This is a genomic window from Nocardioides sp. Z21_20, assembly GCF_059766585.1.
This window is the reverse complement of sequence record NZ_JCBAJX010000002.1, coordinates 472,124-493,276: the sequence shown is the minus strand read 5'-3', so window position 1 is coordinate 493,276 and position 21,153 is coordinate 472,124. Positions and strand designations below refer to the sequence as shown.

Genomic DNA, 21,153 nt, shown 5'->3' with positions numbered 1-21,153 from the left:
CTACGTCGCGGCCCAGGTCCTGCTGTGCGTGGGCGTGGCGGCGCGCAGTCCCGCGACGAACGGCACGATCGTGCGCTCGACGAGCGCGCGACGCTCCGGCTGAGGCAGCATCAGGCACTGGAGGGTGACGCCGTCGATCATCGCGAAGAGCTGCGCGGCCGCCTGGTCCGAGAGGCCCTGGTCGACGAACCATCGACGCAGTTCCTGGTCCAGCTGCGCGGAGGTGGCAGCCAGCTCCGCGTCGACGGCCGAGAGGGCGGCGTAGGCGAGCCAGACGCGAGCGCGGCGCTCGCGCCGATCGTCCAGCGGGAGCCACTGCTGCACGACGTCCATCAGCGAGGTGGCCTCTGCGGCCTCCACGTCTGCGAGGAACTGCTCCCCCGCGTGGTCGAAGCCTGCGCGCACCAGCTCGCTCTTCGTCCGGAAGTAGTACTGCACCTGGGCCGGCGACACGCCCGCCGCCACGGCGACACTACGGACGCTCAGGGCTCCGACCCCTTGCTCAGCGAGCACCGTCAGTACACCGTCGAGTAGGCGGGTGACGGGCATCAGGACTCCACTTGCCTCGACCTGACCAGCGACCACCCCGTCGCCGCGAGCTCGATCACGCCGAGCACCGCGATCACCAGACCGGCCTGGCGCAGACCGACAACGGGAGTCTCCACGTCGAGGAACGCGAAGAACAAAACCAGACCCCCGACGACCATGACGGCGCCGACAACGAATTCCCATCCACGCTTGCTCATACCAGCGCCCTTTTCTCTATACGAACGTACAATACGAATGTATAGCATGGACGGTCGAGCGCGATCGCCAGCCGGGCTAACCTTCACATGCATGTCATGCTGACGAAGGGGTCCGAGATGCGTATCGGCGAGTTGGCGAAGCGAACCGGCGTTGCTCCGCGGCTGCTTCGGTACTACGAGGAGCAGGGCCTGATCGCGCCGCGGCGCCTCCACAACGGCTACCGCGAGTACGACGAGTACCTTGTCGACCGCGTGATGAAGGTGCGCGGACTGCTCGACTCCGGCATCCCGACGCGCATCATCGGCGACATGCTTCCGTGCCTCGACCAGCCGAACGGCATAGTCGTCACCGACCCAGATCCCGAGCTGCGCGAGCTCTTGGTACGTGAGCGGGAGCGCATGTCGGAACGCATCGCGTTTCTCGAGCAGAACCGCGATGCGCTGAACCGCTACCTCGAGGCGATGGACCGGGGCCCCCGATCGCAACGGCGGGCCGCGCCCTAGGCGCCCGACTGGAGACGCACCCCACAGGGCGTCGAGGCCTCCACGACTTGACCTTCGCATTGATGTGAAGGTTGGACGATGTTCCTGCGATGAGCGCCCGGCTCGGAGCCGACGGGCAGGGGCCAGACCGCGACGGTCGAGGCGCTCGCCCGCCGGGCACTCCGTCCGGGCACCCCATGAAGGAGAGATGACATGAAGCTTGGAATCATCGGCAGCGGGGCGATCGGCGCCGGGATCGCGCGCCTTGCGGTCGCCGCAGGACATGAAGTGGTGCTGGCGAACTCCCGCGGTCCCGAGTCGCTGGCCGACCTCGTCGGCGAGCTCGGCGCGAACGCGCGGGCGGGCGAGGCCGCCGAGGCGGCGGCGTTCGGCGAGATCGTCGTCCTCGCTGTGCCTTTGGTGGCCTACGACGCTCTTCCAGTCGAGGCGCTCGTCGGGAAGATCGTGCTGTCGACGGGGAACTACTACCCCTCGCGTGACGGTCGGATCCAGGTCCTCGACTCCGGGACGCTGACCACGGCCGAGTACGAATCGAGCCTTCTGCCGGGAGCCGTGGTCAACAAGGCGTTCAACAACATCGTCGCCCACCACATCCCCTCGTTGGCACGCCCCGCGGACGCACCCGACCGCTCCGGCCTCGCCGTCGCCGGCAACGACGCCGAGGCCAAGCGGGCGGTGTCTGCCCTCGTCGCCAGCCTCGGCTTCGACCCGGTCGATGCCGGCTCCCTGGCCGAGTCGTGGCGCTTCGAGCCCGAGTCGGGCGCGTACACGACCATCTACGTCGCTGATCTCGACGTCTTCGCCCAGGACTGGCTGGCGGACGAAGGCGCACCTCTTCCCGCGCAGCGGCTTCGCGAGCATCTGGCGTCCTCGCATCGCCCCGACGTGGCGGGTCGCGCCTTCTGAGCACCCCCACCACGCGACAGATGCGAGATGCCCTGGCGGCATTCCCCACCGAGGCGTGCGCTCCCGACCCGACATGGGGGCCTGATCCTGCCCCTCGACAAGGACACCCATGACCGACCGCACGATGATTCTCGGCATGCACCTGGGAACCGGCTACGGCTCCCAGGGCCTGGCCTGGCGCGCCGCCGGCGTCGACCCCGCCAACTACACCAGCATCGACGCCCAGGTGCGCTATGCCCAGGCAGCTGAGCGCGGGAACTTCGCCTTCCTGTTCCTCCCGGACTCCCTGGCCATCACCCGTGGGATCGAACGCGAGGTACCTCAGGCCACCCTCGACCCGATGCTCACGCTGGCCGCGATCGCCCGCTCGACCGAACGCATCGGCCTTGTCGCCACCGGCTCAACGACGTTCAACGAGCCCTACAACATCGCCCGCCAGTTCAAGGCGCTCGACGTCATCAGCCACGGCCGCGCCGGGTGGAACGCCGTCACCACCAGCGACCCCACCGCCGCCGCCAACTTCGGACAGACGATCGCCGACCGCCCCGAGCGCTACGCACGCGCCCACGAGACCATCCAGGTTGTCCAAGCGCTCTGGGGCAGCTGGCAGGAGGACGCCTGGGTCAAGGACCCACAGACGGGAGTCTTCGTCGACACCGACAAGGTCCAGCCCGTGAACTTGCGTGGCACCTACGTCGCCTCCCGCGGACCGCTGCCCATCCCGCCGTCCGAGCAGGGGCAGCCGGTCATCTTCTCCGCCGGTGGCGGCGAGTACGGCCTGACCATTGCTGGACGCTATGCCAACGGCGTCATCGGGGCCGCCTTCACCATCGACGACGCCCGCGCCCAGCGCGAAGCCGCCCGGCAGGCAGCACGCCAAGCAGGCCGCAACCCCGACGACATCAAGTACTTCGCCGGAGTCATGCCAGCCCCAGGCAGCACAGTCCAGGACGCCGTGGAACGCCGCGTCGCCCTGAACCAGGACCTCTTCGCGAGCCGTCTCCCTCACCTCGGCGCCATGCTCAACCTGCCCCTCGGCGAGATTTCGCTGGACGAGCCGCTCACCCCCGTCCAGCTGAGCGCCGCGCGCCCCAGCCCGTTCGACCCCAGGTCAGCCAAGGCCCTCCAGGTCGCTCGCGAGGGGTGGACGCTCCGCGAGGTCCTCGCCCACGGCGTGATCGACTACCACCCGACACCGATCGGGCCGCCCACGGTCATCGCCGACCACCTCCAGGAGTGGTTCGAGGCCGACGCCGTCGACGGGTTCTGGGTCTCACCCGACGTCAACGAGACCGACATCGACACCTTCGTCGAGGAGGTCATCCCCATCCTCCGAGACCGCGGCCTATACCCCCACGACTACAACGGGACGACGCTGCGCGAACACCTCCGCGTGCCCTATCGGTACGGCCTGGAGCCCCGCACCCTCCCCGCAACCTGAGGCCGTCGGAGGAGCGACAACTTTGTGCAGCCGCCGCGCACTTGCGGCGGACAACCGCTCGTCGACCTCGGGCGTCTCACCGGGCATGAGAGTTCTGGTGGCGCTGTCCAGCGTGGTCGTCTCGCTCGCGCTTGTGACGTCGTGCGGCGGCGACGCCGAAGACTTGGCCGCGACGGAGGGAGCCTCGCCCGGGTCGTCCCCGCGGTCCTCGGAGATCCCCGGTGCCGATCAACGGCTGCACGAACAGCGCGACCCCTACGACCTGATCCTCACGAGCGCCGCGGTAGTGACCCACTCCGGTCACGACCGGGTCGTGCTGAGGTTCACCGGGACCGGCAGCCCTGGCTGGGACGTGCGGTACGTCGACCAGGCAGTGCTCGAGGGAAGTGGCGACGTGGTCGACCTGGCCGGCGACACGATCCTGCAACTGCACGTCTCCGGGACGCCGACTCTGACGCCGGAGAGCCGCGGCCCCGTTCGAAGACGGCTCGGCGGCGACGTCGTCGACCTCCACGCCACCGGTGCCTACGAAGGCATCACCCAGGTCTTCATCGGGCGCCGAGGCGGCCGCACCCCGTTCCGGGTCTTCGCGCTCACCGCTCCCCCGCGCCTGGTCGTCGACTTCGAGTGACCACCGCCGGCGACTCCATGACCCGGCGACTCAGTGCGAGTGCGCCGCCCGCCGCTCGTACTCCGCCCGGGCCGCGCGGTCGACGTCGGAGAGCGCCTTGTCGGCTCCCATCGCGTGACTGAGGGTGTCGCGCAGCCGGCGCGGCAGGGTGTTGGAGGAGTAGTAGACGCCCTTGGCGTACGCCGGCACCCAGGTCTCGAAGCGGGGCCGCTGGGCGACCCCGACGATGGCCGCGGCCACCTCCTCGGGCTTGACCGGCTTCATCCCGCGCGCCGCGGAGACGCCGGCGGCCAGCTCGGTCGCCACGACGGTGGGCAGGATGCAGGAGACGTCGACGCCGCTGGGGGCGAGCTCGGCCGCCATCGCCTCGGTGAAGCCGACCACGGCGTACTTGCTGGCGCTGTAGGTGGCGCCGTTGGCCACCCCGATCCGGCCCACAGCGGAGGCCACGTTGATGACGTGGCCGCGGCGCCGCTCGATCATCCCCGGCGCCACCAGCTTGGTGCCGGTGATCACGCCACGCAGGTTGATGTCGATGATCCGGTCGGTGGACTCGTCGCTCTCCTCCACCAGCGGCGAGAGCGGCATGATGCCGGCGTTGTTCACCAGGATGTCGATGGGCCCCTGCGCGGCGGCGTAGCCGATGAAGGCGGCGTACGACGCGCGGTCGGCGACGTCGACCACGTGCCCGAGTGCCCCTCCCCCGACCTCGGCCGCCGCCTTGGCCGCGACGTCGTCGTCGAGGTCGCCGATCACCACCCGGGCCCCCGCGGCGGTGAACCGGTGGGCGGTGGCCAGGCCGATGCCGCGCCCGGCTCCGGTGATCACGACACGGGTGCCGTTCAGGCTGCGGGGCGGGGTCTTCGACACGGGGATCTTCATCAGGGTTCCTGCTCTCTGGGGGGTGGGGCTCAGCGGCGGACGAGGTCGATCGGCTGCCCGTCCTTGGGGAACGGCAGCGAGTGGTGGTTCATCGGGGCGCGGTAGCCGGGGTCCACCGACCAGGTGAACTCGCGCAGCAGGTGGTGCAGCACGGCCTTGACCTCGGCGCCGGCGAAGTGCAGGCCCAGGCACTTGTGCACCCCGCCGCCGAACGGCTGCCAGGCGTAACGGTGCGACTTGTCCTCACGGCGCGGCTCGGCGAAGCGCTCGGGGTCGAAGGTCTCCGGCGACGTCCAGTACTCCTCCATCAGGTGGCTGAACTGCGGGGCCAGCGCCACGTAGCGCCCCTGCGGGATCCGCACGCCGAGCACCTCGGTCTCCTTCACCGTGCGCCGCACGACCACGGGCACCGGCGCGACCAGGCGCAGGCACTCCTTCATCACCAGGTCCAGCGAGGTCAGCTGCTCCAGCTCGGCCAGGGTGGGGGCCGGGCCCAGCGCCTCGGACTCGGCGCGGCAGCGCTCCTGCCACTGCGGATGCTGGCCGAGGTGCTGCAGCATCGTGGAGAGGGTGATGGTGGAGGTGTCGTGCGCCGCCATCATCAGGAAGATCATGTGGTTGACGACGTCGTCGTCGCTGAACCGCTCGCCCTCCTCGGTCTCGAGGTGGCACAGCACCGAGAGCAGGTCGTCGGTGCGGGTCGCCCGGCGCGCCGGCAGGTAGCCGCGCAGGAACTCCTCGAGCACCCGGCGCCCCTTCATCCCCCGGCGCCAGCGGGTGAACGGGACGTCCTTGCGGATCAGCGCCGCCGCGGTCTGCACACAGTCGATGAACGCCCGGTTGATCCGGTCCATCTCCTCGGGCGTGGTGTGCTCGGCCCCGCCCATGAACGTCTCGGCGGCGATGTCGAGGGTCAGCTGCTTGAGCGCCGGGTAGGCCCGGAAGCCCTCGCCGGCCTGCCAGCGCCCCACGCCCTCGGCGATCACCGGGTGCATGCCGGCGGTGTAGCCGCTCAGCCGGTCGCGGGTGAATGCCTGCTGCATGATCCGCCGGTGCAGGTGGTGCTCCTCGAAGTCGAGCAGCATCAGCCCGCGCTGGAAGAACGGCCCGACCAGGAACGTCCACGCCGGCCCGTTGGCGAACGCCTTGTCGGCGTTGCGCAGCGCGCTCTCGCAGGCGTCGGGGCCGAGCAGCATCACCCACGGCTCCCCCACGAAGCCCATCGCCGAGACCGGGCCGTCGGCCTCCCAGTGCCGTCGGAACATCGCGATCGGGTCCCGGGCGTACGACGGGCTCTCGCCGATCAGCGGCCAGCCGAAGCGCGGACGCCCCAGCTCCCGGCTGGTGGGTGGGGTGGTGACGGTCATGGGGCGGCCTCCCGAGGGCGCGGCATAGGTGTGTTGCAGGCGTGTGACGCAGACGACATCCGACCTCCACTTTGATTCAGACAGGGCTGTCTGTCAATATCTGTGTCATGGCCGTCAAGGAGGGGCAGTACCGCGGAGTCAGCGCCGCCGAGCGATCCGCCGATCGCCGCCGGCGTCTACTCGAGGCGACGCTCGAGGTCTGGGGACGCCGCGACGGGCCCGCGGTGACGATGACCCGGGTCTGCGCCGAGGCCGGCCTCACCGAGCGCTACTTCTACGAGCACTTCACCAACCTCGACGCCGCGCTGACCGCGGTGATGGAGCAGATCGCCGACGAGATCGCCGAGCGCAGCCTCGCCGCGCTGGAGTCCGCCGACGGTGAGCCGACCCAGCGGATCCGGGTCGCCATCAGCACCTTCGTCGAGATCCTCACCGCCGACCCGCGCAAGGGGCACGTCGCGATGGTGGCCTCCGCCGCGCTGCCGGCGCTGCGCCCGCGCCGCAACGAGCTGCTGCGCCAGTTCGCCCAGCTCGCCGCCCGGGAGGCGCGCGCCCTCTACGGCCCCACCGCCTGGGCCGACGAGGCGGGTGAGATGGCCGGACTGATGTTCATCGGCGGTGTCGCCGAGCTGGTCACGACCTGGCTGGAGGGGCGCCTGGAGGCCTCCCCGGGCGACATCGTCGAGGCGGCCACACGCGCCTTCACTGCGACCGCGTGCCGCTAGGCCGCGTGGGTACCGTGGGTCCATGAAGATGATGAGAAACGTCGCCGCCCTGGGCATCGCCAAGAAGGTCTACGACGAGGCCCGCAAGCCCGCGAACCAGGCCCGGATCAAGACCGCCGTCGACAAGGTCCGCTCCCGCAAGGGTGGCGGCACCCCCGGCGCAGACCGCCGACACTGAGCATTCCCGTGGCACCGGCCGGTCGGGCTTTCGGCTCGACCGTGCCGGTGCGCGTCGGTGAGCTGACCTTCGACGTCCGCCTCGCCGGACCCGAGGACGCCCCGGCGGTGATGCTGCTGCACGGCTTCCCGGTGACCTCGCGCTCCTGGACCCAGGTCGCCGCACGGCTGGTCGAGGCCGGTCTGCGGGTGATCGCCCCCGACCAGCGCGGCTACTCCCCCGGCGCCCGCCCCGAGGGCGCGGACTCCTACACCACCGACCTGCTCTCCGCCGACGTGGTCGGTCTGGCCGACGCGCTCGGCCTGGACCGCTTCCACCTCGTCGGGCACGACTGGGGCTCCGCGGTCGCCTGGTGCGTGGCCGCCTGGCACGGCGAGCGCCTCGAGACGCTGACCGCGGTCTCGGTGCCCCACCTCGCGGCGTACGGCACGGCGCTGCGCGACGACCCCGACCAGCGCGAGCGGGCGTCGTACATCCAGGTCTTCCGCAAGCGCGGCCGTGCCGAGGAGCTGCTCAGCGAGGACGACGGCCGCCGGATCCGGGCGATGTACGGCGCGGCCGTGCCTCAGGAGCTCCAGGACTCCTACGTGCGCCACCTCCAGGAGCCGGGCGCCCTGACCGCGGCGCTGGACTGGTACCGCGCGATGCGCTCCGACCTCTCCGAGCTGCCCGCCGTGTCGGTGCCCACGACCATGGTCTGGAGCGACCAGGACTGGGCGATCGGGCGCGCGCCGGCCGAGGCCTGCGGCGACTTCGTGACCGGTGACTACCGTTTCGTGGAGCTGCCCGGCGTCAGCCACTGGATCCCCGAAGAGGCCCCCGAGGAGCTGGCCCAGGCGATCCTGACCCGCTTTACCTGAGGCAGGCCCATACGGCACCGTGTGGCGGACCGGCCCGCTCGGGGCAGGCAGCGACGTACGGGGGAGCTCTCGTGGAAGCAATCGAACCTGCCTACGGCACCACGGTGCTGCTGTTGATCGCGGCCGGCGCGGTGGCGCTGCTGCTCTTCCTGATCATGCGGGTCAAGCTGCACGCGTTCGTGTCGTTGGTGCTGGTCAGCGTGCTGACCGCGATCGCGGCGGGCATCCCGGTCGGCGACGTCCCGGACGCGCTGATCTTCGGGTTCGCCGACACGATCGGTTCGGTCGCGCTGCTGGTCGGCTTCGGCGTGATGATCGGTCGCCTGCTCGAGGTCACCGGCGGCGCCCAGGTGCTGGCCGACACCCTGATCGGCCGCTTCGGCGAACGGCGCGCACCGCTGGCGCTCGGCGTCGCCGCGCTGTTCTTCGGCTTCCCGATCTTCTTCGACGCCGGCCTGGTCGTCTTCCTGCCGATCATCATGACCGTCGCGCGACGCTTCGGCGGCTCGCTGCTGCTCTACGCGCTGCCGGCCGCGGGCGCGTTCGCCGCCATGCACGCCCTGGTCCCGCCGCACCCCGGCCCGGTCGCGGCCGCCGAGCGGCTCGGCGCCGACATCGGCCTGACCCTGGTGATCGGCGCGCCGGTCGCGGTGGTGTCCTGGTACGTCGGGTCGCTGCTGGTCTCCCGGCTGCTCGGGCGCCGCTTCCACGTCGACATCCCGACGGCGCTGTTCGGGGAGGTGGAGGACACCTCCGACGCCGACCGGCCGGCTCCCGCGTTCGGCACCGTCCTGGGGCTGCTGCTGCTGCCGCTGGTGCTGATCTCCTTCGACACCGTGCTGTCCACGCTGATCACCGCCGGCACCATCGAGGAGGACGCCACCTGGGCGGAGTCGCTGATGCTGCTGGGCAACACCACGGTCGCGCTGCTGATCACCGTGCTGGCGGCGATCTTCGTGCTGGGGCGCCCCGGGCGGTCGATGGCCGATGTCAGCACGATCCTCGACCAGGCGCTGGGGCCGATCTGCTCGATCATCCTGATCACCGGCGCCGGTGGCATGTTCGGCGGCGTGCTCGAGCTCAGCGGCATCGGCGAGGCGCTGAGCACGTCGTTGTCGGACCTCGGGATGTCGCTGATCCTCCAGGCGTTCCTGATCGCGACCCTGCTGCGGGTGGCGCAGGGCTCGGCCACCGTCGCGCTGACCACGGCCGCCGGACTGCTCGCGCCGGCGGCCAGCGCGGCCGCGCTCGGCGACGTCCAGCTGGTGCTGCTGGTGCTCGCCATCGCCGCCGGCGCGACCGTGCTCTCCCACGTCAACGACTCCGGCTTCTGGCTGGTCAGCCGGCTCTTCGGGATGGACGAGAAGACCACGCTGAAGACCTGGACCGTCATGGAGACCACGCTCGGCCTCACCGCGTTCGTGATCAGCGCCGCGCTGTGGGCGGTGCTCTGATGGCCTCGCGGCACCTGGTGGTGATGGGCGTCTCCGGCGTCGGCAAGTCCACCATCGCGGTCCGCCTCGCCGCCGACCTCGGCCTCGAGCTCGCCGAGGGCGACGACTTCCACCCTCCGGCCAACATCGCCAAGATGACGTCCGGGCGCCCGCTCACCGACGAGGACCGCTGGCCGTGGCTGGAGTCGCTGGCCGGGTGGACCGCGCAGCACCGCGAGCGGGGGGTGAGCACCGTGGTCACCTGCTCGGCGCTGCGCCGGGTCTACCGCGACGTGCTGCGTAGCGCCGACCCGGGCACCTTCTTCGTGCACCTGTACGGCGCGGAGTCGCTGCTCACCGACCGGATGGCCGACCGCGACCACTTCATGCCGGCCTCGCTGCTGCGCTCCCAGATGGAGACGCTCGAGCCGCTGGAGCCCGACGAGATCGGCACCAGCCTGGACGCCGCCTCGCCGGTCGAGGACATCGTCGAGCGGGTCGAGGCGCAGTTGCGCGGCTAGGACGACTCCGCCTCCTCTCGAGTCCTTTCCGACTATCCTCGCGTGACCCCCGTCACCCCCGAAGGACCGAGATGCAGCCACTTGCCGACCTCTGGAGCGCGCTTCCCGAGCCGCTGCGCGACCCCGTCGCACTGGCGGTGCCGTTCTTCGTGCTCTTCGTCGCGATCGAGGCGCTCGCTGCCCGCTTCCTCGAGGACGAGCCGGGCGCCGCTCCCCCGCCCGGTGCCTACTCGCGCCCCGACGCGGTGGCGAGCCTGGCCACCGGCGCGATGTCGGTGCTGACGATGACGGCCTGGAAGACCGGGGCACTGGTCCTCTACACCGTGCTCTTCGCCTACCTCGCGCCCTGGCAACTGCCGGTCGACGCCTGGTGGACCTGGGTGATCGCGGTGCTCGGGGTGGACTTCCTCTTCTACTGGGCGCACCGCGTCGCGCACCGGGTGCGGCTGATCTGGGCGACCCACCAGGCGCACCACTCCAGCGAGTACTTCAACTTCGCCACCGCGCTGCGCCAGAAGTGGAACAACGCCCACGAGATCGTGTTCTGGCTCCCGCTCCCCCTGCTCGGCGTACCGCCGGCACTGATCTTCTGGGGCTTCTCGGTCAGCCTCGTCTACCAGTTCTTCGTGCACACCGAGCACATCCGGACCCTGTGGCGCCCGATCGAGCTGGTCTTCAACACGCCCTCGCACCACCGCGTCCACCACGGCAGCGACCCGGAGTACCTGGACCGCAACTACGGCGGGATCCTGATCGTCTGGGACCGGCTGTTCGGCTCCTTCCAGCCCGAGCTGCACCGCCCGACGTACGGGCTCACCACGCCGGTCGGCACCCACAACCTGCTGCGCCTGCAGACCCACGAGTACGCCGCGATCGCGCGCGACGTACGCCGCGCGCCGAGCCTGCGCGACAAGCTGGGCTACGTGTTCGGGCCGCCGGGGTGGCGCCCGGAGCCGGCGCCGGAGCACGGCGCGGTCGCCAGCGCCTAGCATCGGCGCCATGACTGCCCCCACGACCGGCGAGCGAGCTCAGCTGGAGACCATGGTCGAGAACCAGAGGAACGCGATCGCCGGACTCCTCGACGGCCTCGACGACGACGAGGCCCGGGCACGGCTGGTGCCGTCGCTGACCACGCCGCTGGGGCTGGTCAAGCACGCCACGTTCGTGGAGCGGGTGTGGTTCCACTCGCGCGTGGCCGGGGTTCCCCGCGGCGAGCTCGGCATCCCCGACACCGTGGACGAGAGCTTCCTCCTGGAGCCCGACGACACGCCTGCGGCGACGCGGCAGGCCTACCTGGACGCGTGCGCGCACTCCCGCGCCGTCGCAGCGGAGCACGAGCTGGACGAGGAGTTCGGCTGGTACGACCGGACGGTGAGCCTGCGGTTCGTCTACCTGCACATGATCGCCGAGCTGGCCCGGCACGCCGGCCACGGCGACATCCTGGCCGAGCAGTTGCGGGCCCGGAGGCCCTCAGCCGGCTGAGGCGGCCTTGGCGTTGGCGATGCGCCAGTGCTCGAGCATCGAGGCGCCACCGTGGCCGTCGCCCTCGTGCACCAGCAGCGTCGAGCCCGGCCAGCGGCGGTGCAGCTGCCAGGCCATCCGCGTCGGCGAGGAGATGTCGCGGCGACCGTGGATCAGCCAGCCCGGGATGTCCTGGAGCCGGTCCATCCGCTCCACGACGGGCGGGTCGCAGAAGCCGTCGTGGGACCAGTAGTGCGCGGCGAGACGCGTGAACGCGAGCCGGAAGCGGTCGTCCTCCCAGCGCGGGTCGCGGCGCAAGCCCCCGGCCCCGATCGAGACGTGGGTGTCCTCCCACAGCGCCCACTCCCGTGACGCGGCGTCGCGCACCCGCGGGTCCGGCGACTCCAGCAGCCGGGCGTACGCCTCGACGAGGCGGCCCTCGCCACGCCGGTAGCCGATCTCGGCGCGCTCCGCGTGGCCGGCGAAACGGTCCCAGGCCTCCGGGAAGATCGCGCCGACTCCCTCGGTGATCCAGTCGACCTCGCTGCGGCTGGTGGTGGTGACGGCGAACAGCACCAGGGCCAGGACGCGCTCGGGGTGGGCCTGGGCGTAGGCGAGGGCGAGCGTGGACCCCCACGAGGCGCCGTTGACGATCCACTGCTCGATGCGGAGGTGCGTGCGCAGCAGCTCGAGGTCGGCGACGAGGTGGGCGGTGCTGTTGGCGGCCAGCGAGGTGGACGGCTGCGCGGCGTGCGGCACCGAGCGCCCACAGCCGCGCTGCTCGAGGCCGACGACCCGGGTGCGCTCCAGGTCGAAGTGGTGGCGGTAGCCGCTGTCACGCAGCCCGCTGCCGGGCCCACCGTGCAGGTAGAGCGCGGCGACGCCGTCGCGAGCGCCCCACTCCTCCCAGTAGACCTGCTGGGCGTCACCGACGTCGAGCATCCCGGTGGCGGCCGGGGCCGGGGCGGAGCGCATGGGTCCATGACACCACGGCTGGCCGGGCTATCGGCTGAGGTCGAGCCGCATCAGGTCGTGCGCGGCCCGGAACCCCAGCGACTCGTAGAGAGGGACGGACATCGGCGACGGCGCCAGCACCACCCGCAGCATCTCGTTGGCCTCGGCGAACTCGATGAGGGCCCTGGTGAGGGCACGACCGACGCCCTGGCGACGGTGCTCGTCGACGACGTACACGTTCGCGCCGTACAGCCACCGCGCGCGGGGACGGCCGGGCGCCGGCATCCGCGAGAAGATCTGCCCGTTGGCCATCCCGACCGGGGTGCCGTCGGCGGTGGCGGCCACCACCGCGTGGCGCTGGTGGCGCTCGCGGGCCCACCAGGCGCGGAAGTCGTCCTCGAAGCACGGGTCCTCGCCCGGCTGCCACCGCCGCCGCAGGGCGATGAGGTCGCTGCAGTCGTCGGCGATCGTTCGCAGGTGATAGCTGTCGGCTGACACAGGGGCCATGCTGCCGCACCGCGCCCCTTCGGGTCGGGGAGGTCACAGGTAGGGGCGGCTCGTCGCGGGTACCGGAGAGGATCCCCTGCATCCCCACCTGACGTGCGTTCCCCCGGACGCCGAGAGGACTTCGCGTGACCGAGTCACCGTCCGCCACCCCCCGCCGCGCCCTGGTCGTCGGCGTCACCGGCATCGTCGGTCAGGCCGTCGCCCGGCGCCTGGTCGCCGACGGCTGGGAGACCTACGGGCTCTCCCGCAGCGGCGCGACCCCGCACCCCGAGGTGCACCCCGTCCGCGCCGACCTCGGCGACCCCGAAGGGCTGGCCGCGGCCCTGGCCGACGTCGCCCCGCAGTTCGTGGCGATCACGGCGTGGACGCGGATGGACACCGAGGCCGAGAACATCCGCGTCAACGGCGGCGCCGTGCGCGACCTGCTGGCTGCCCTGTCGCCGTCGGGCGCCGTGCGCCACGTCGCGCTGATGACCGGGCTCAAGCACTACCTGGGCCCGTTCGAGGCCTACGGCCAGGGCACGATGCCGGACACCCCGTTCCACGAGGACGAGGAGCGGCTGCCCTACCCGAACTTCTACTACGCCCAGGAGGACGAGCTCTTCGCCGCGGCCGAGCGGGACGGCTTCACCTGGAGCGTGCACCGCTCGCACACCGTGTTCGGCTACGCCACCGGCAACGCGATGAACATGGTCGCCACGCTGTGCGCCTACGCCTCGCTGTGCCGCGAGCAGGGCCTGCCGTTCGTCTTCCCCGGCTCCGAGACGCAGTGGAACTCACTCACCGACGTCACCGACGCGGACCTGCTCGCCGAGCAGATGACCTGGGCGGCCCAGACCCCCGCCGGCCAGGACCAGGCGTTCAACACCGTCAACGGCGACGTCTTCCGGTGGCGCTGGCTGTGGCCTCAGATCGCGGCCTGGTTCGGCCTGGAGTGGGAGGGCTACGCCGAGCGGCCGCGTCCGCTGGAGACGGCGATGGCCGGCATGGAGTCGGCCTGGCGCGACCTGGCCGCGCGCCACGGCCTGGTCGAGCCGGACCTGGCCCGGGTGGCGTCGTGGTGGCACTCCGACGCCGACCTGGGCCGTGAGATGGAGGTGGTCACCGACATGAACAAGAGCCGCGCCGCCGGGTTCAGCGCGACCCGCGACAGCCGGGCCAGCTTCTTCGGCTACGCCCAGCAGTACCGCGACGCACGCGTCATCCCCTGACTCGTTTGGGGCGGCGCCCGCGCGGCGGTAGCGTGCCGGTCGTGAGACGTCGAGGCAGTGTCGCCAGCCTCGACGTGCGGGTCGCGCTGGCGACCGGGGTGATCGCCCTGGCTCTGCTGGCCGCCGCCGTCGTCGTCACCGCCGTCGCCCCCGAGGCCGGGCTGGTGCGGCCGGTGCCGTCGGCGATCGCGTGGGGGCTGGGCGCACTCACGCTGGCGCTCCAGGCCGTCGCGCTGCTCTGGCGTCGTACGGCGCCGCGAGCCGTGCTGCTCGCGGTCGCCGCCGGGATGCTGCTGTGCGGGGCCTGGGGACTCGGTGACGCGATCGGCCTGGCCCAGCTCGCGATCTTCGTCGCCGCCTACACCCTCGGCCTCGAGCAGCCCCTCGCCCGGTCCTGGCCCACGTTCGTGCTGGCCGCGCTCCTCACCGGTGCCGGCACCCTGACCAGCGCGCTGCGCGCCGGCGAGCCCGTGGTCCCCGCGATCGGGTTCGGGCTGCTGCAGGGTGTCGTCACCGTGGGCCTTCCGCTGGCGGTTGCCCTCGTGGTGGCGGCCCGGCGCGAGATCCGAGAGGCCCGCGAGAGCCGCGCCGCCGCGCTCCAGCGCGAGCACGACGCGCTCGTGCAGGCCGCCGTGGCCCGCGAGCGCACCGCGATGGCGCGCGAGCTGCACGACATCGCCGCCCACCACCTCTCCGGGATCGCGGTGATGACCGCCGCGATCGGCACCCAGATCGACTCCGACCCGGCCGGCGCGAAGGCCGCGGTCGCCCAGGTGCGCCAGCAGAGCACCGCGGTGCTGCGCGACCTGCGCAGCCTGGTCGGGCTGCTGCGCGAGGACGACGCCGACGCGGACCGGGTGCGGCCCGAGTCGCTGGCCGGCATCGCCGCGCTGGTCGCCGACGTCAACACCGCCGGGCGCGACGTCCGGCTGACCGTGCTGACCGGAGACCGGCCGCTCGGCGACGGCGTCGGCCCGCTCGCCCAGCTGGCGGCGTACCGGATGGCGCAGGAGGCCCTCGCCAACGCCGCCCGGCACGCGCCCGGGGCGACGGCCGAGGTCACCCTCGACGACCGCGACCCGGACACCGTGCTGGTCACGGTGCGCAACGACCGGTCCGACGCGGCGCCTGCGCAGCCCGGAGGTGCCGGCTTCGGGCTGGTCGGGATGCGGGAGCGGGCCGACCTCACCGGGGCGAGTCTCGACGTCGGCGCCACCGGCGACGGCGGCTGGCAGGTGACGCTGCGAGCCCCGCGCGACCACACCCTGGCCGGCATGACACCCATGGAGGACGGATGATCCGGGTCCTGATCGCCGACGACCAGGCGCTGGTGCGCGCCGGTCTGCGGACCCTGCTGAACGCCGAGCCCGACCTCGACGTGGTCGCCGTCGCCGCGGACGGGCGCGAGGCGGTCGAGGCCGCCCGCACCCTGCGCCCCGACGTGGTCTGCATGGACATCCGGATGCCCGGCCAGGACGGCATCAGCGCCACCCGTGAGCTGTGCGGACCGGGCGTCACCGACCCGGTGCCGGTCCTGGTGCTGACCACCTTCGACATCGACGAGTACCTGTTCGGGGCCCTCGAGGCGGGCGCGTCCGGGTTCCTGCTCAAGGACGCCGAGCCCGAGGTGCTGGTTGCGGCGGTGCGCAGCGTCGCGCGCGGCAACGGGACCCTCGACGACGCCCTGACCAAGCGGGTGCTGCGCGAGGTGGTCACCCGCCGCGAGATCCTCCCGGTCACCGCCGGCCGCGGCTCGGAGCTGCTCACCGCGCGCGAGCTCGACATCCTGCTGCTGCTCGCCCAGGGCCTGTCCAACGACGAGATCGCCGCCCGGCTGGTCCTGGAGACCTCGACGGTGAAGTCGCACCTGGCCCGGATGATGCCCAAGCTCGGTGTCCGCTCCCGGCTCCAGGCCGCGGTGTGGGCCTACCAGAACAAGGTCGTCGCCGTCCCCGATTGAGCCGCGCGGGGGCGCTTGCATCGAAGGATGCAACCTCGCGATCTGCGTCCCAGGCGGCTCGTGGTGGGGCGCGCGAATTCCTAGGTTCGAGGAGTCCTCCTCCTGCGACCAAGGGAACCGCGATGATCGCCTCCACATCCCGCCACACCGCCCGCCCCAGCCCCCACGCCCCCGCCGCCGGCGGCGCCGCGTTGCAGCTGCTCGACGTACGCAAGCAGTACGCCGGCGCGCCCGAGCCGGTGCACGCCCTGCGCGGGGTCTCCCTCGCGCTGGAGACCGGCTCCTTCACCGCGGTGATGGGCCCGTCCGGCTCGGGCAAGTCGACCCTGCTGCACTGCGCCGCCGGCCTCGACGCCCCCAGCTCGGGCCGGATCACCGTCGGCGAGCGCGACATCAGCGCGCTCTCCGCCGAGGCGCTGACCCGGTTCCGCCGCGACCACATCGGCTTCGTCTTCCAGGCCTACAACCTGATCCCCCATCTCAGCGTGGCCGACAACATCGCGCTGCCGGAGATCCTCGCCGGGCGCGAGCCCGACCTGGGCTGGCAGGCCGAGCTGCTGGCGGCGGTCGGGCTGGCGGGCATGGAGGAGCGTCGCCCCGGCGAGCTCTCCGGCGGACAGGCCCAGCGGGTCGCGATCGCCCGGGCGCTGTTCTCCCGGCCCACGGTGGTGTTCGCCGACGAGCCGACCGGCGCGCTCGACGCCCGTACCGGGGCCGCGGTGCTGACCTTGCTGCGCGACGCCTCCCACCGGTACGGCCAGACCGTGGTGATGGTGACCCACGACGCGCAGGTGGCGGCCACCGCCGAAGAGGTGCTGTTCCTCTCCGACGGACGGCTCGTCGACCGGCTCGCGGACCCGACCGCACAGAGCGTCGCGGACCGCATGCTCGGGCTGGAGAGGTGAGCGCGATGTGGCGTCTGGCCCGCTCCGGTGCCCGCGCGCACCTGCCGAGCCTGCTCGCGCCGTTCCTGGTGGTGGCGCTGGCCGGGGTGCTGCTCTCGGGCACCGGCGTGCTGATCGAGTCCGGTCTGCGCTCCCCCGGCGACGCCGGGCTGCTGATCGCGCTGACCCTGTCCTTCAGCGGCACCGCGCTGGTGCTGGTCGTCTTCGTGGTCGCGGCGACCGTCTCGCTGGCCCTGCGCCAGCGCCAGCGCGACTTCGCGCTGCTGCGCGCGGTCGGCGCTACCCGCCGGCAGATCCGGGGCCTGGTCGGACGGGAGGTCACCCTGCTGGCGCTGGCCGCGGCGCCGGTGGGCGCGCTGGTCGGCCTGGTCGCCGTACGCGGCCTCACGCCGATGCTGCGCGAGGCGCAGATGGTCGACCCGGGCTTCGCGATGTCGTTGTCGCCGCTGCCGGTGCTGGCGGCCACCGTGTTCCTGCTGCCGGTGGCCTATCTCGCCGCCCGGCTGGCGACCCGGCAGACGCTGCGCACCTCGCCCACGGCGGCGGTCGCGCAGAGCGTCGTCGAGCCGGTCGGGATCGGCCGCGTCCGCCGGACCTCCGCGGTCGTGCTGGCGGTGGTGGGCCTCTTCACGGCGCTCAGCCCGCTGTTCATGCCGGGCGCGCTGGGGGCTGCTACGGCGGCGGTCTCGGCGTTCTTCCTCGTCGGGGCGGCGGCACTGGCCGGTCCGGTGCTGATCGGCTGGGTGCTGCACCGCACCGGCCGGCCGCGCGGCGGTCCGGCCACCCGGCTGGCGCTGGCCAACACCCGCGGCTTCTCGCGGCGCCTGACCACCGTGGTGGTCCCGCTCGCGCTGGCCCTGGCGGTCGGCACCGTGCAGGCCACGATCGACGACACCGCGGTGGCCGCGGGCGCCCGCCAGCTCGAGGACGGGCTGCACGCCGACCTGATCGTCACCGGCACCGACCTCGACGAGCGGCGGCTCTCCGCGATCGCCGACGTGCCAGGGGTGGAGGCGAGCGCACCGCTCGCCTCGGTGCCGGCGCAGGTGCGCACCGACGACGAGAGTGGATGGCTCGGCACCCTGGGCTGGGAGGCGCTGCAGATGCGCGCCCTGCCCGCCGGCGGCGCGGACGGGACCCTCGACCCGCAGGTGATCGACGGTGAGCTGGCCGCGCTGGAGCGCGACGACACCGTCGCGCTCAGCCGCGACGCCCGCCTGGACACCGGCAAGGGCCTCGGCGAGCGACTAGCGGTGCGCTGGGACGACGGCGAACTCACCTGGGCCACCGTGGTCGCGGTCTACGACCGGGGCCTGGGCTTCGGGGACTACCTCGTCGGCCAGGGCACCCCCGCCGCGCACGGTGTCGACGTCCGACCCGACACGGTGCTGCTGCGCACCGACGACGCGTCCGTGCGGTCCGCGGTCGCCGACCTCGGACTGGGCGTCAGCGACGAGCAGGCCTACGTCGACGCGGCGCTCGCCGGCGGCGATGCGGAGCGCGACCTGTCCGCGGTGCTACTGCTCCTGCTGCTGGTCTTCGTGGGCGTGGCCGCCGCCAACGCGCTGGTCCTGGCCACCGCCGGGAGGCGCGCGGAGCTGCTGCTGCTCCAGCGCACCGGTGCGACCCGGCGCCAACTGATCGCGATGGCGGGCGTCGAGGCGCTGGTCATCGGGCTGGTGGCCTGGCTGATCGGGACGATCACGGTGATCCCGGCGGTCCTCGGCGCCAGCCTCGGCCTGCTCGGCCCGGCGCTGCCGCCGGTCGATCTGGCGAGCTACGCCGGGCTGAGCGCCGCGGTGCTGCTGATCCCGCTGCTGACGGTGGTGCCGGTGGTGGCGCGGGCCGTGACCGCCCGGCGCGAGCCGGCGACGGGTTAGCGATGGATCCCCGGCGGCGGCGCTCACATGAAGTTCTTGGTGTGCAGCGCCGACAGCTCCGCGGCCTCGTCGTCGGGGAAGCCGATGTAGGCCAGCCGCTGCCGGCGCCCCTCGTCCATCTTGCGTTGCAGGTCCTGGACGGCCTGCCAGCCGCGGGAGATGGAGCCGGCGTCCCAGCCGCCGGCGGCCATCACCACCAGCGCGTCGTAGACGCGCTGGTTCAGTCCGGCGGTGTCGACCAGGGCGTCGTGACGCCGTTCCACCGCCGCGCGCAACCGCCCGAGATGGGCCGGGTCGCTGCGCGTGAGGTGGGCGGTGTGGGCGACGCCGAAGGCGACGTGCCTGGCCTCGTCACGCCCCGCCAGACGGGTCACCGTCGCGGTGGCCGAGTCCGGGGCGTGGGTGTGCAGGAACTGCAGCAGGTCCACGAAGGTGCCCTCCCCCAGCACCGAGAGCAGGAAGGAGGCCAGCGTGAAGTCCGGCTCACCGAGGAGGGTGTGCAGCGAGGCGCGGCCCTCGACGCCGGAGACGCCGAGCTCGGCCCGGTTGATCAGCGCGCGGCGGGTGAAGATCTCCACGTGCCGCGCCTCGTCGGCGACCTGAGAGGCCAGCAGCTGCATCACCTCTCGGTAGTGCGGATGCAGGTTGGCCAGCATCCGGGCGGGGATCATCATGGCGGCGTGCTCGTTCTCGACCAGGAACGTCATCACCTGCACCACCGCGTCCTCCACGTCCGGGGGGACGTCGAGGGGCGCGGACCAGTCCAGGATCCTCGCCGGATCCCACTGCGAGGCGTTGGCGCGGGCGTAGAGCTGCGGGGCGATGTCGGCCCACACCAGATCACGCTCGACCCAGGCCACGTCCAGGCTCGGCCCGCCGGCCTCGACCAGCGCACCGCGCGCGGCCAGTCCCCACCGGCGCTCGGCACGATCGCTGGCCCGGTCCGGACGGCCGGCGCGCTCCGCACCCACCCAGCGGGCATCGGAGGCGGTGCCCTTGACCAGGGCGGCCACCCCGGGCGAGCCGGGATCCTCGGCGAGGACGAAGCCGTGTCCGCGGGAGCGGGCCCAGGCCCGCAGCTGGAGGCCGAGCATCGGGTTGGTGCCGGTCACGTCGAGCCGTTCGCCGGGCCGCAGTCCGGCGAGGGCGCGCTCGAGCAGCAGGTGGCCTCCGTTGTCGAGGCCGAGGGCCTCAAGGTCGGTAGTCGGCGGCACGGATCGCTCCGGTGTGGTCGTAGAAGCCGGCTTCGTCGATGGCTCGCTCGAGCTGCGCGTACTGCTCGGTGCGGGGCGGAAGCCAGCGGGTCAGGCCCTCCAGGTCCAGCAGCACCCGGGCCTGGGGGTCCTCGTACGACATCGAGAGCAGCGCGTCGGCCAACCGGCCCACCGCATCACGCTCGGCGTGCGGGGACGCGGCCATCATGCAGTGGTCGAACGGCTCCGTGGTGGCCAGCACCCTGGTGGTCCCGGGGATCAGCGTGCCCTCCTGGCTGAAGAGCAGCAGGTTGGCGTCGGTCATCCAGGCCGCGTCCACCCGACCGTCGCGCATCGCGGCCGCAGCCTCTCGCTCACCGCCGATGTGGTCGCCGTGCAGTCCGACGCCGACGTCGAAGCGCACGAGGGTGACGTCGTCACCGGGCACCAGCCCGCGCGAGCGCAGCAGGTGCATGGGCAGCAGCGTCGCCTGTGGCGAGTCGATCGCGCCGACAGCGACCTTGCGTCCCCGCAGGTCGGCGAGCGAGGCCAGCTCGGAGTGGGCCGAGACGACCAGTGCCGAGGTGAGGTCGCGGTCGGTGTCGCGCATCAGCACCGCCTCGACCCGCGTGCCGGCCGCCTCGGCCAGGCGCAGCGAGCGCAGCCAGGCGAGCGGGGAGTGCCAGGCCAGGTCCACCCGGCCGGCCACCAGGTCCTCAGCCTGCCGCTCGTAGTTGGAGTAGAGGATGAAGTCCAGATCGATGTCGCGCTCGCGCAGCCAGGCACGGAACCCGCTCCAGATGGTGACCACCTTCGGGTCGTAGGCGACAGCGCCCAGCAGCAGAGTCATCTCTCCGGCTCCTTCCAGGGGGACGCGCCCACGGCCCG

General features: G+C 72.4%; 24 protein-coding genes. 16 read left to right on the top strand and 8 right to left on the bottom strand.

The genetic code is table 11. The features are described from left to right. Both AC6EH9_RS06040 and AC6EH9_RS06035 read right to left on the bottom strand, forming a co-directional pair. Positions 1-549 (bottom strand): TetR/AcrR family transcriptional regulator, encoded by a 549-nt coding sequence (locus AC6EH9_RS06040; protein WP_498421548.1) that lies wholly within the window; start codon positions 547-549, stop codon positions 1-3. Continuing rightward, a complete protein-coding gene (locus AC6EH9_RS06035; RefSeq protein ID WP_498421546.1) occupies positions 549-746 on the bottom strand; it encodes a DUF5708 family protein in 198 nt (65 codons plus the stop codon). The genes AC6EH9_RS06040 and AC6EH9_RS06035 overlap by 1 nt, the downstream gene beginning before the upstream one ends. An 87-nt stretch (positions 747-833) precedes the next feature. On the opposite strand from AC6EH9_RS06035, the gene AC6EH9_RS06030 reads away from it, so the two are divergent. From AC6EH9_RS06030 to AC6EH9_RS06015, 4 genes are all read left to right on the top strand, one after another. Beyond that, entirely contained in the window at positions 834-1,250 is a 417-nt protein-coding gene (locus AC6EH9_RS06030) for a MerR family transcriptional regulator (protein WP_498421544.1), read from the top strand. A 192-nt stretch (positions 1,251-1,442) separates the two neighbouring features. After that, positions 1,443-2,156 (top strand): NADPH-dependent F420 reductase, encoded by a 714-nt coding sequence (locus tag AC6EH9_RS06025; RefSeq protein WP_498421542.1) that lies wholly within the window; start codon positions 1,443-1,445, stop codon positions 2,154-2,156. Between the two features lie 109 nt (positions 2,157-2,265). After that, positions 2,266-3,597, top strand: a complete 1,332-nt coding sequence (locus tag AC6EH9_RS06020) for an NtaA/DmoA family FMN-dependent monooxygenase (RefSeq protein WP_498421540.1) — start codon at positions 2,266-2,268, stop codon at positions 3,595-3,597. A gap of 85 nt (positions 3,598-3,682) precedes the next feature. Beyond that, complete coding sequence (locus tag AC6EH9_RS06015; protein WP_498421538.1) at positions 3,683-4,228, top strand: AMIN-like domain-containing (lipo)protein; 546 nt, start codon at positions 3,683-3,685, stop codon at positions 4,226-4,228. A 30-nt stretch (positions 4,229-4,258) separates the two neighbouring features. Here the strand turns inward: AC6EH9_RS06015 and AC6EH9_RS06010 are convergent, their stop codons facing one another. Both AC6EH9_RS06010 and AC6EH9_RS06005 read right to left on the bottom strand, forming a co-directional pair. Continuing rightward, positions 4,259-5,110, bottom strand: a complete 852-nt coding sequence (locus AC6EH9_RS06010) for an SDR family oxidoreductase (RefSeq protein WP_498421536.1) — start codon at positions 5,108-5,110, stop codon at positions 4,259-4,261. Between the two features lie 29 nt (positions 5,111-5,139). Beyond that, positions 5,140-6,477, bottom strand: coding sequence for a cytochrome P450 (locus AC6EH9_RS06005; RefSeq protein ID WP_498421534.1), 1,338 nt, complete (start codon positions 6,475-6,477; stop codon positions 5,140-5,142). Between the two features lie 107 nt (positions 6,478-6,584). Here AC6EH9_RS06005 and AC6EH9_RS06000 point away from each other — a divergent pair, with 107 nt between their 5' ends. The 7 genes from AC6EH9_RS06000 to AC6EH9_RS05970 all read left to right on the top strand — a co-directional run bounded on the left by AC6EH9_RS06000 (position 6,585) and on the right by AC6EH9_RS05970 (position 11,676). After that, positions 6,585-7,202, top strand: coding sequence for a TetR/AcrR family transcriptional regulator (locus AC6EH9_RS06000; RefSeq protein WP_498421532.1), 618 nt, complete (start codon positions 6,585-6,587; stop codon positions 7,200-7,202). Between the two features lie 22 nt (positions 7,203-7,224). Further along, the gene (locus AC6EH9_RS05995) at positions 7,225-7,380 is read left to right on the top strand and encodes a hypothetical protein (protein ID WP_498421530.1); all 156 of its coding nucleotides are present in this window, start codon (positions 7,225-7,227) and stop codon (positions 7,378-7,380) included. An 8-nt stretch (positions 7,381-7,388) separates the two neighbouring features. Continuing rightward, a complete protein-coding gene (locus tag AC6EH9_RS05990) occupies positions 7,389-8,240 on the top strand; it encodes an alpha/beta fold hydrolase (protein WP_498421528.1) in 852 nt (283 codons plus the stop codon). 71 nt (positions 8,241-8,311) lie between these two features. Next, complete coding sequence (locus tag AC6EH9_RS05985) at positions 8,312-9,694, top strand: GntP family permease (protein ID WP_498421526.1); 1,383 nt, start codon at positions 8,312-8,314, stop codon at positions 9,692-9,694. Beyond that, a complete protein-coding gene (locus AC6EH9_RS05980; RefSeq protein ID WP_498421523.1) occupies positions 9,694-10,194 on the top strand; it encodes a gluconokinase in 501 nt (166 codons plus the stop codon). The genes AC6EH9_RS05985 and AC6EH9_RS05980 overlap by 1 nt, the downstream gene beginning before the upstream one ends. A gap of 71 nt (positions 10,195-10,265) precedes the next feature. After that, positions 10,266-11,183: a sterol desaturase family protein gene (locus AC6EH9_RS05975; RefSeq protein WP_498421521.1), complete on the top strand. Its 918-nt coding sequence runs from the start codon at positions 10,266-10,268 to the stop codon at positions 11,181-11,183. A 10-nt stretch (positions 11,184-11,193) separates the two neighbouring features. Then, a complete protein-coding gene (locus tag AC6EH9_RS05970; RefSeq protein ID WP_498421519.1) occupies positions 11,194-11,676 on the top strand; it encodes a DinB family protein in 483 nt (160 codons plus the stop codon). Here the strand turns inward: AC6EH9_RS05970 and AC6EH9_RS05965 are convergent. Next, the gene (locus AC6EH9_RS05965) at positions 11,665-12,630 is read right to left on the bottom strand and encodes an alpha/beta fold hydrolase (RefSeq protein ID WP_498421517.1); all 966 of its coding nucleotides are present in this window, start codon (positions 12,628-12,630) and stop codon (positions 11,665-11,667) included. The two genes, AC6EH9_RS05970 and AC6EH9_RS05965, sit on opposite strands and share 12 nt — an antisense overlap. 27 nt (positions 12,631-12,657) lie before the next feature. Then, positions 12,658-13,107 (bottom strand): GNAT family N-acetyltransferase, encoded by a 450-nt coding sequence (locus tag AC6EH9_RS05960; RefSeq protein ID WP_498421515.1) that lies wholly within the window; start codon positions 13,105-13,107, stop codon positions 12,658-12,660. A 134-nt stretch (positions 13,108-13,241) separates the two neighbouring features. Between AC6EH9_RS05960 and AC6EH9_RS05955 the strand changes: the two genes are divergently transcribed. The 5 genes from AC6EH9_RS05955 to AC6EH9_RS05935 all read left to right on the top strand — a co-directional run bounded on the left by AC6EH9_RS05955 (position 13,242) and on the right by AC6EH9_RS05935 (position 19,072). Beyond that, the gene (locus AC6EH9_RS05955) at positions 13,242-14,327 is read left to right on the top strand and encodes an SDR family oxidoreductase (RefSeq protein ID WP_498421513.1); all 1,086 of its coding nucleotides are present in this window, start codon (positions 13,242-13,244) and stop codon (positions 14,325-14,327) included. A 41-nt stretch (positions 14,328-14,368) separates the two neighbouring features. Continuing rightward, positions 14,369-15,625, top strand: a complete 1,257-nt coding sequence (locus AC6EH9_RS05950) for a sensor histidine kinase (RefSeq protein WP_498421511.1) — start codon at positions 14,369-14,371, stop codon at positions 15,623-15,625. Continuing rightward, a complete protein-coding gene (locus tag AC6EH9_RS05945; protein ID WP_498421509.1) occupies positions 15,622-16,287 on the top strand; it encodes a response regulator in 666 nt (221 codons plus the stop codon). The genes AC6EH9_RS05950 and AC6EH9_RS05945 overlap by 4 nt, the downstream gene beginning before the upstream one ends. Positions 16,288-16,409: 122 nt before the next feature. Beyond that, positions 16,410-17,192: an ABC transporter ATP-binding protein gene (locus AC6EH9_RS05940; RefSeq protein WP_498421506.1), complete on the top strand. Its 783-nt coding sequence runs from the start codon at positions 16,410-16,412 to the stop codon at positions 17,190-17,192. A gap of 5 nt (positions 17,193-17,197) precedes the next feature. Then, positions 17,198-19,072, top strand: a complete 1,875-nt coding sequence (locus AC6EH9_RS05935; protein WP_498421504.1) for an FtsX-like permease family protein — start codon at positions 17,198-17,200, stop codon at positions 19,070-19,072. Positions 19,073-19,095: 23 nt separating this feature from the next. On the opposite strand, the gene AC6EH9_RS05930 is transcribed toward AC6EH9_RS05935, so the two are convergent. Further along, entirely contained in the window at positions 19,096-20,286 is a 1,191-nt protein-coding gene (locus tag AC6EH9_RS05930; RefSeq protein WP_498421502.1) for a hypothetical protein, read from the bottom strand. Next, on the bottom strand, positions 20,264-21,115 hold the full coding sequence (locus AC6EH9_RS05925; RefSeq protein WP_498421500.1) for a phosphate/phosphite/phosphonate ABC transporter substrate-binding protein: 852 nt from the start codon (positions 21,113-21,115) through the stop codon (positions 20,264-20,266). The genes AC6EH9_RS05930 and AC6EH9_RS05925 overlap by 23 nt, the downstream gene beginning before the upstream one ends. Positions 21,116-21,153: the final 38 nt, after the last annotated feature.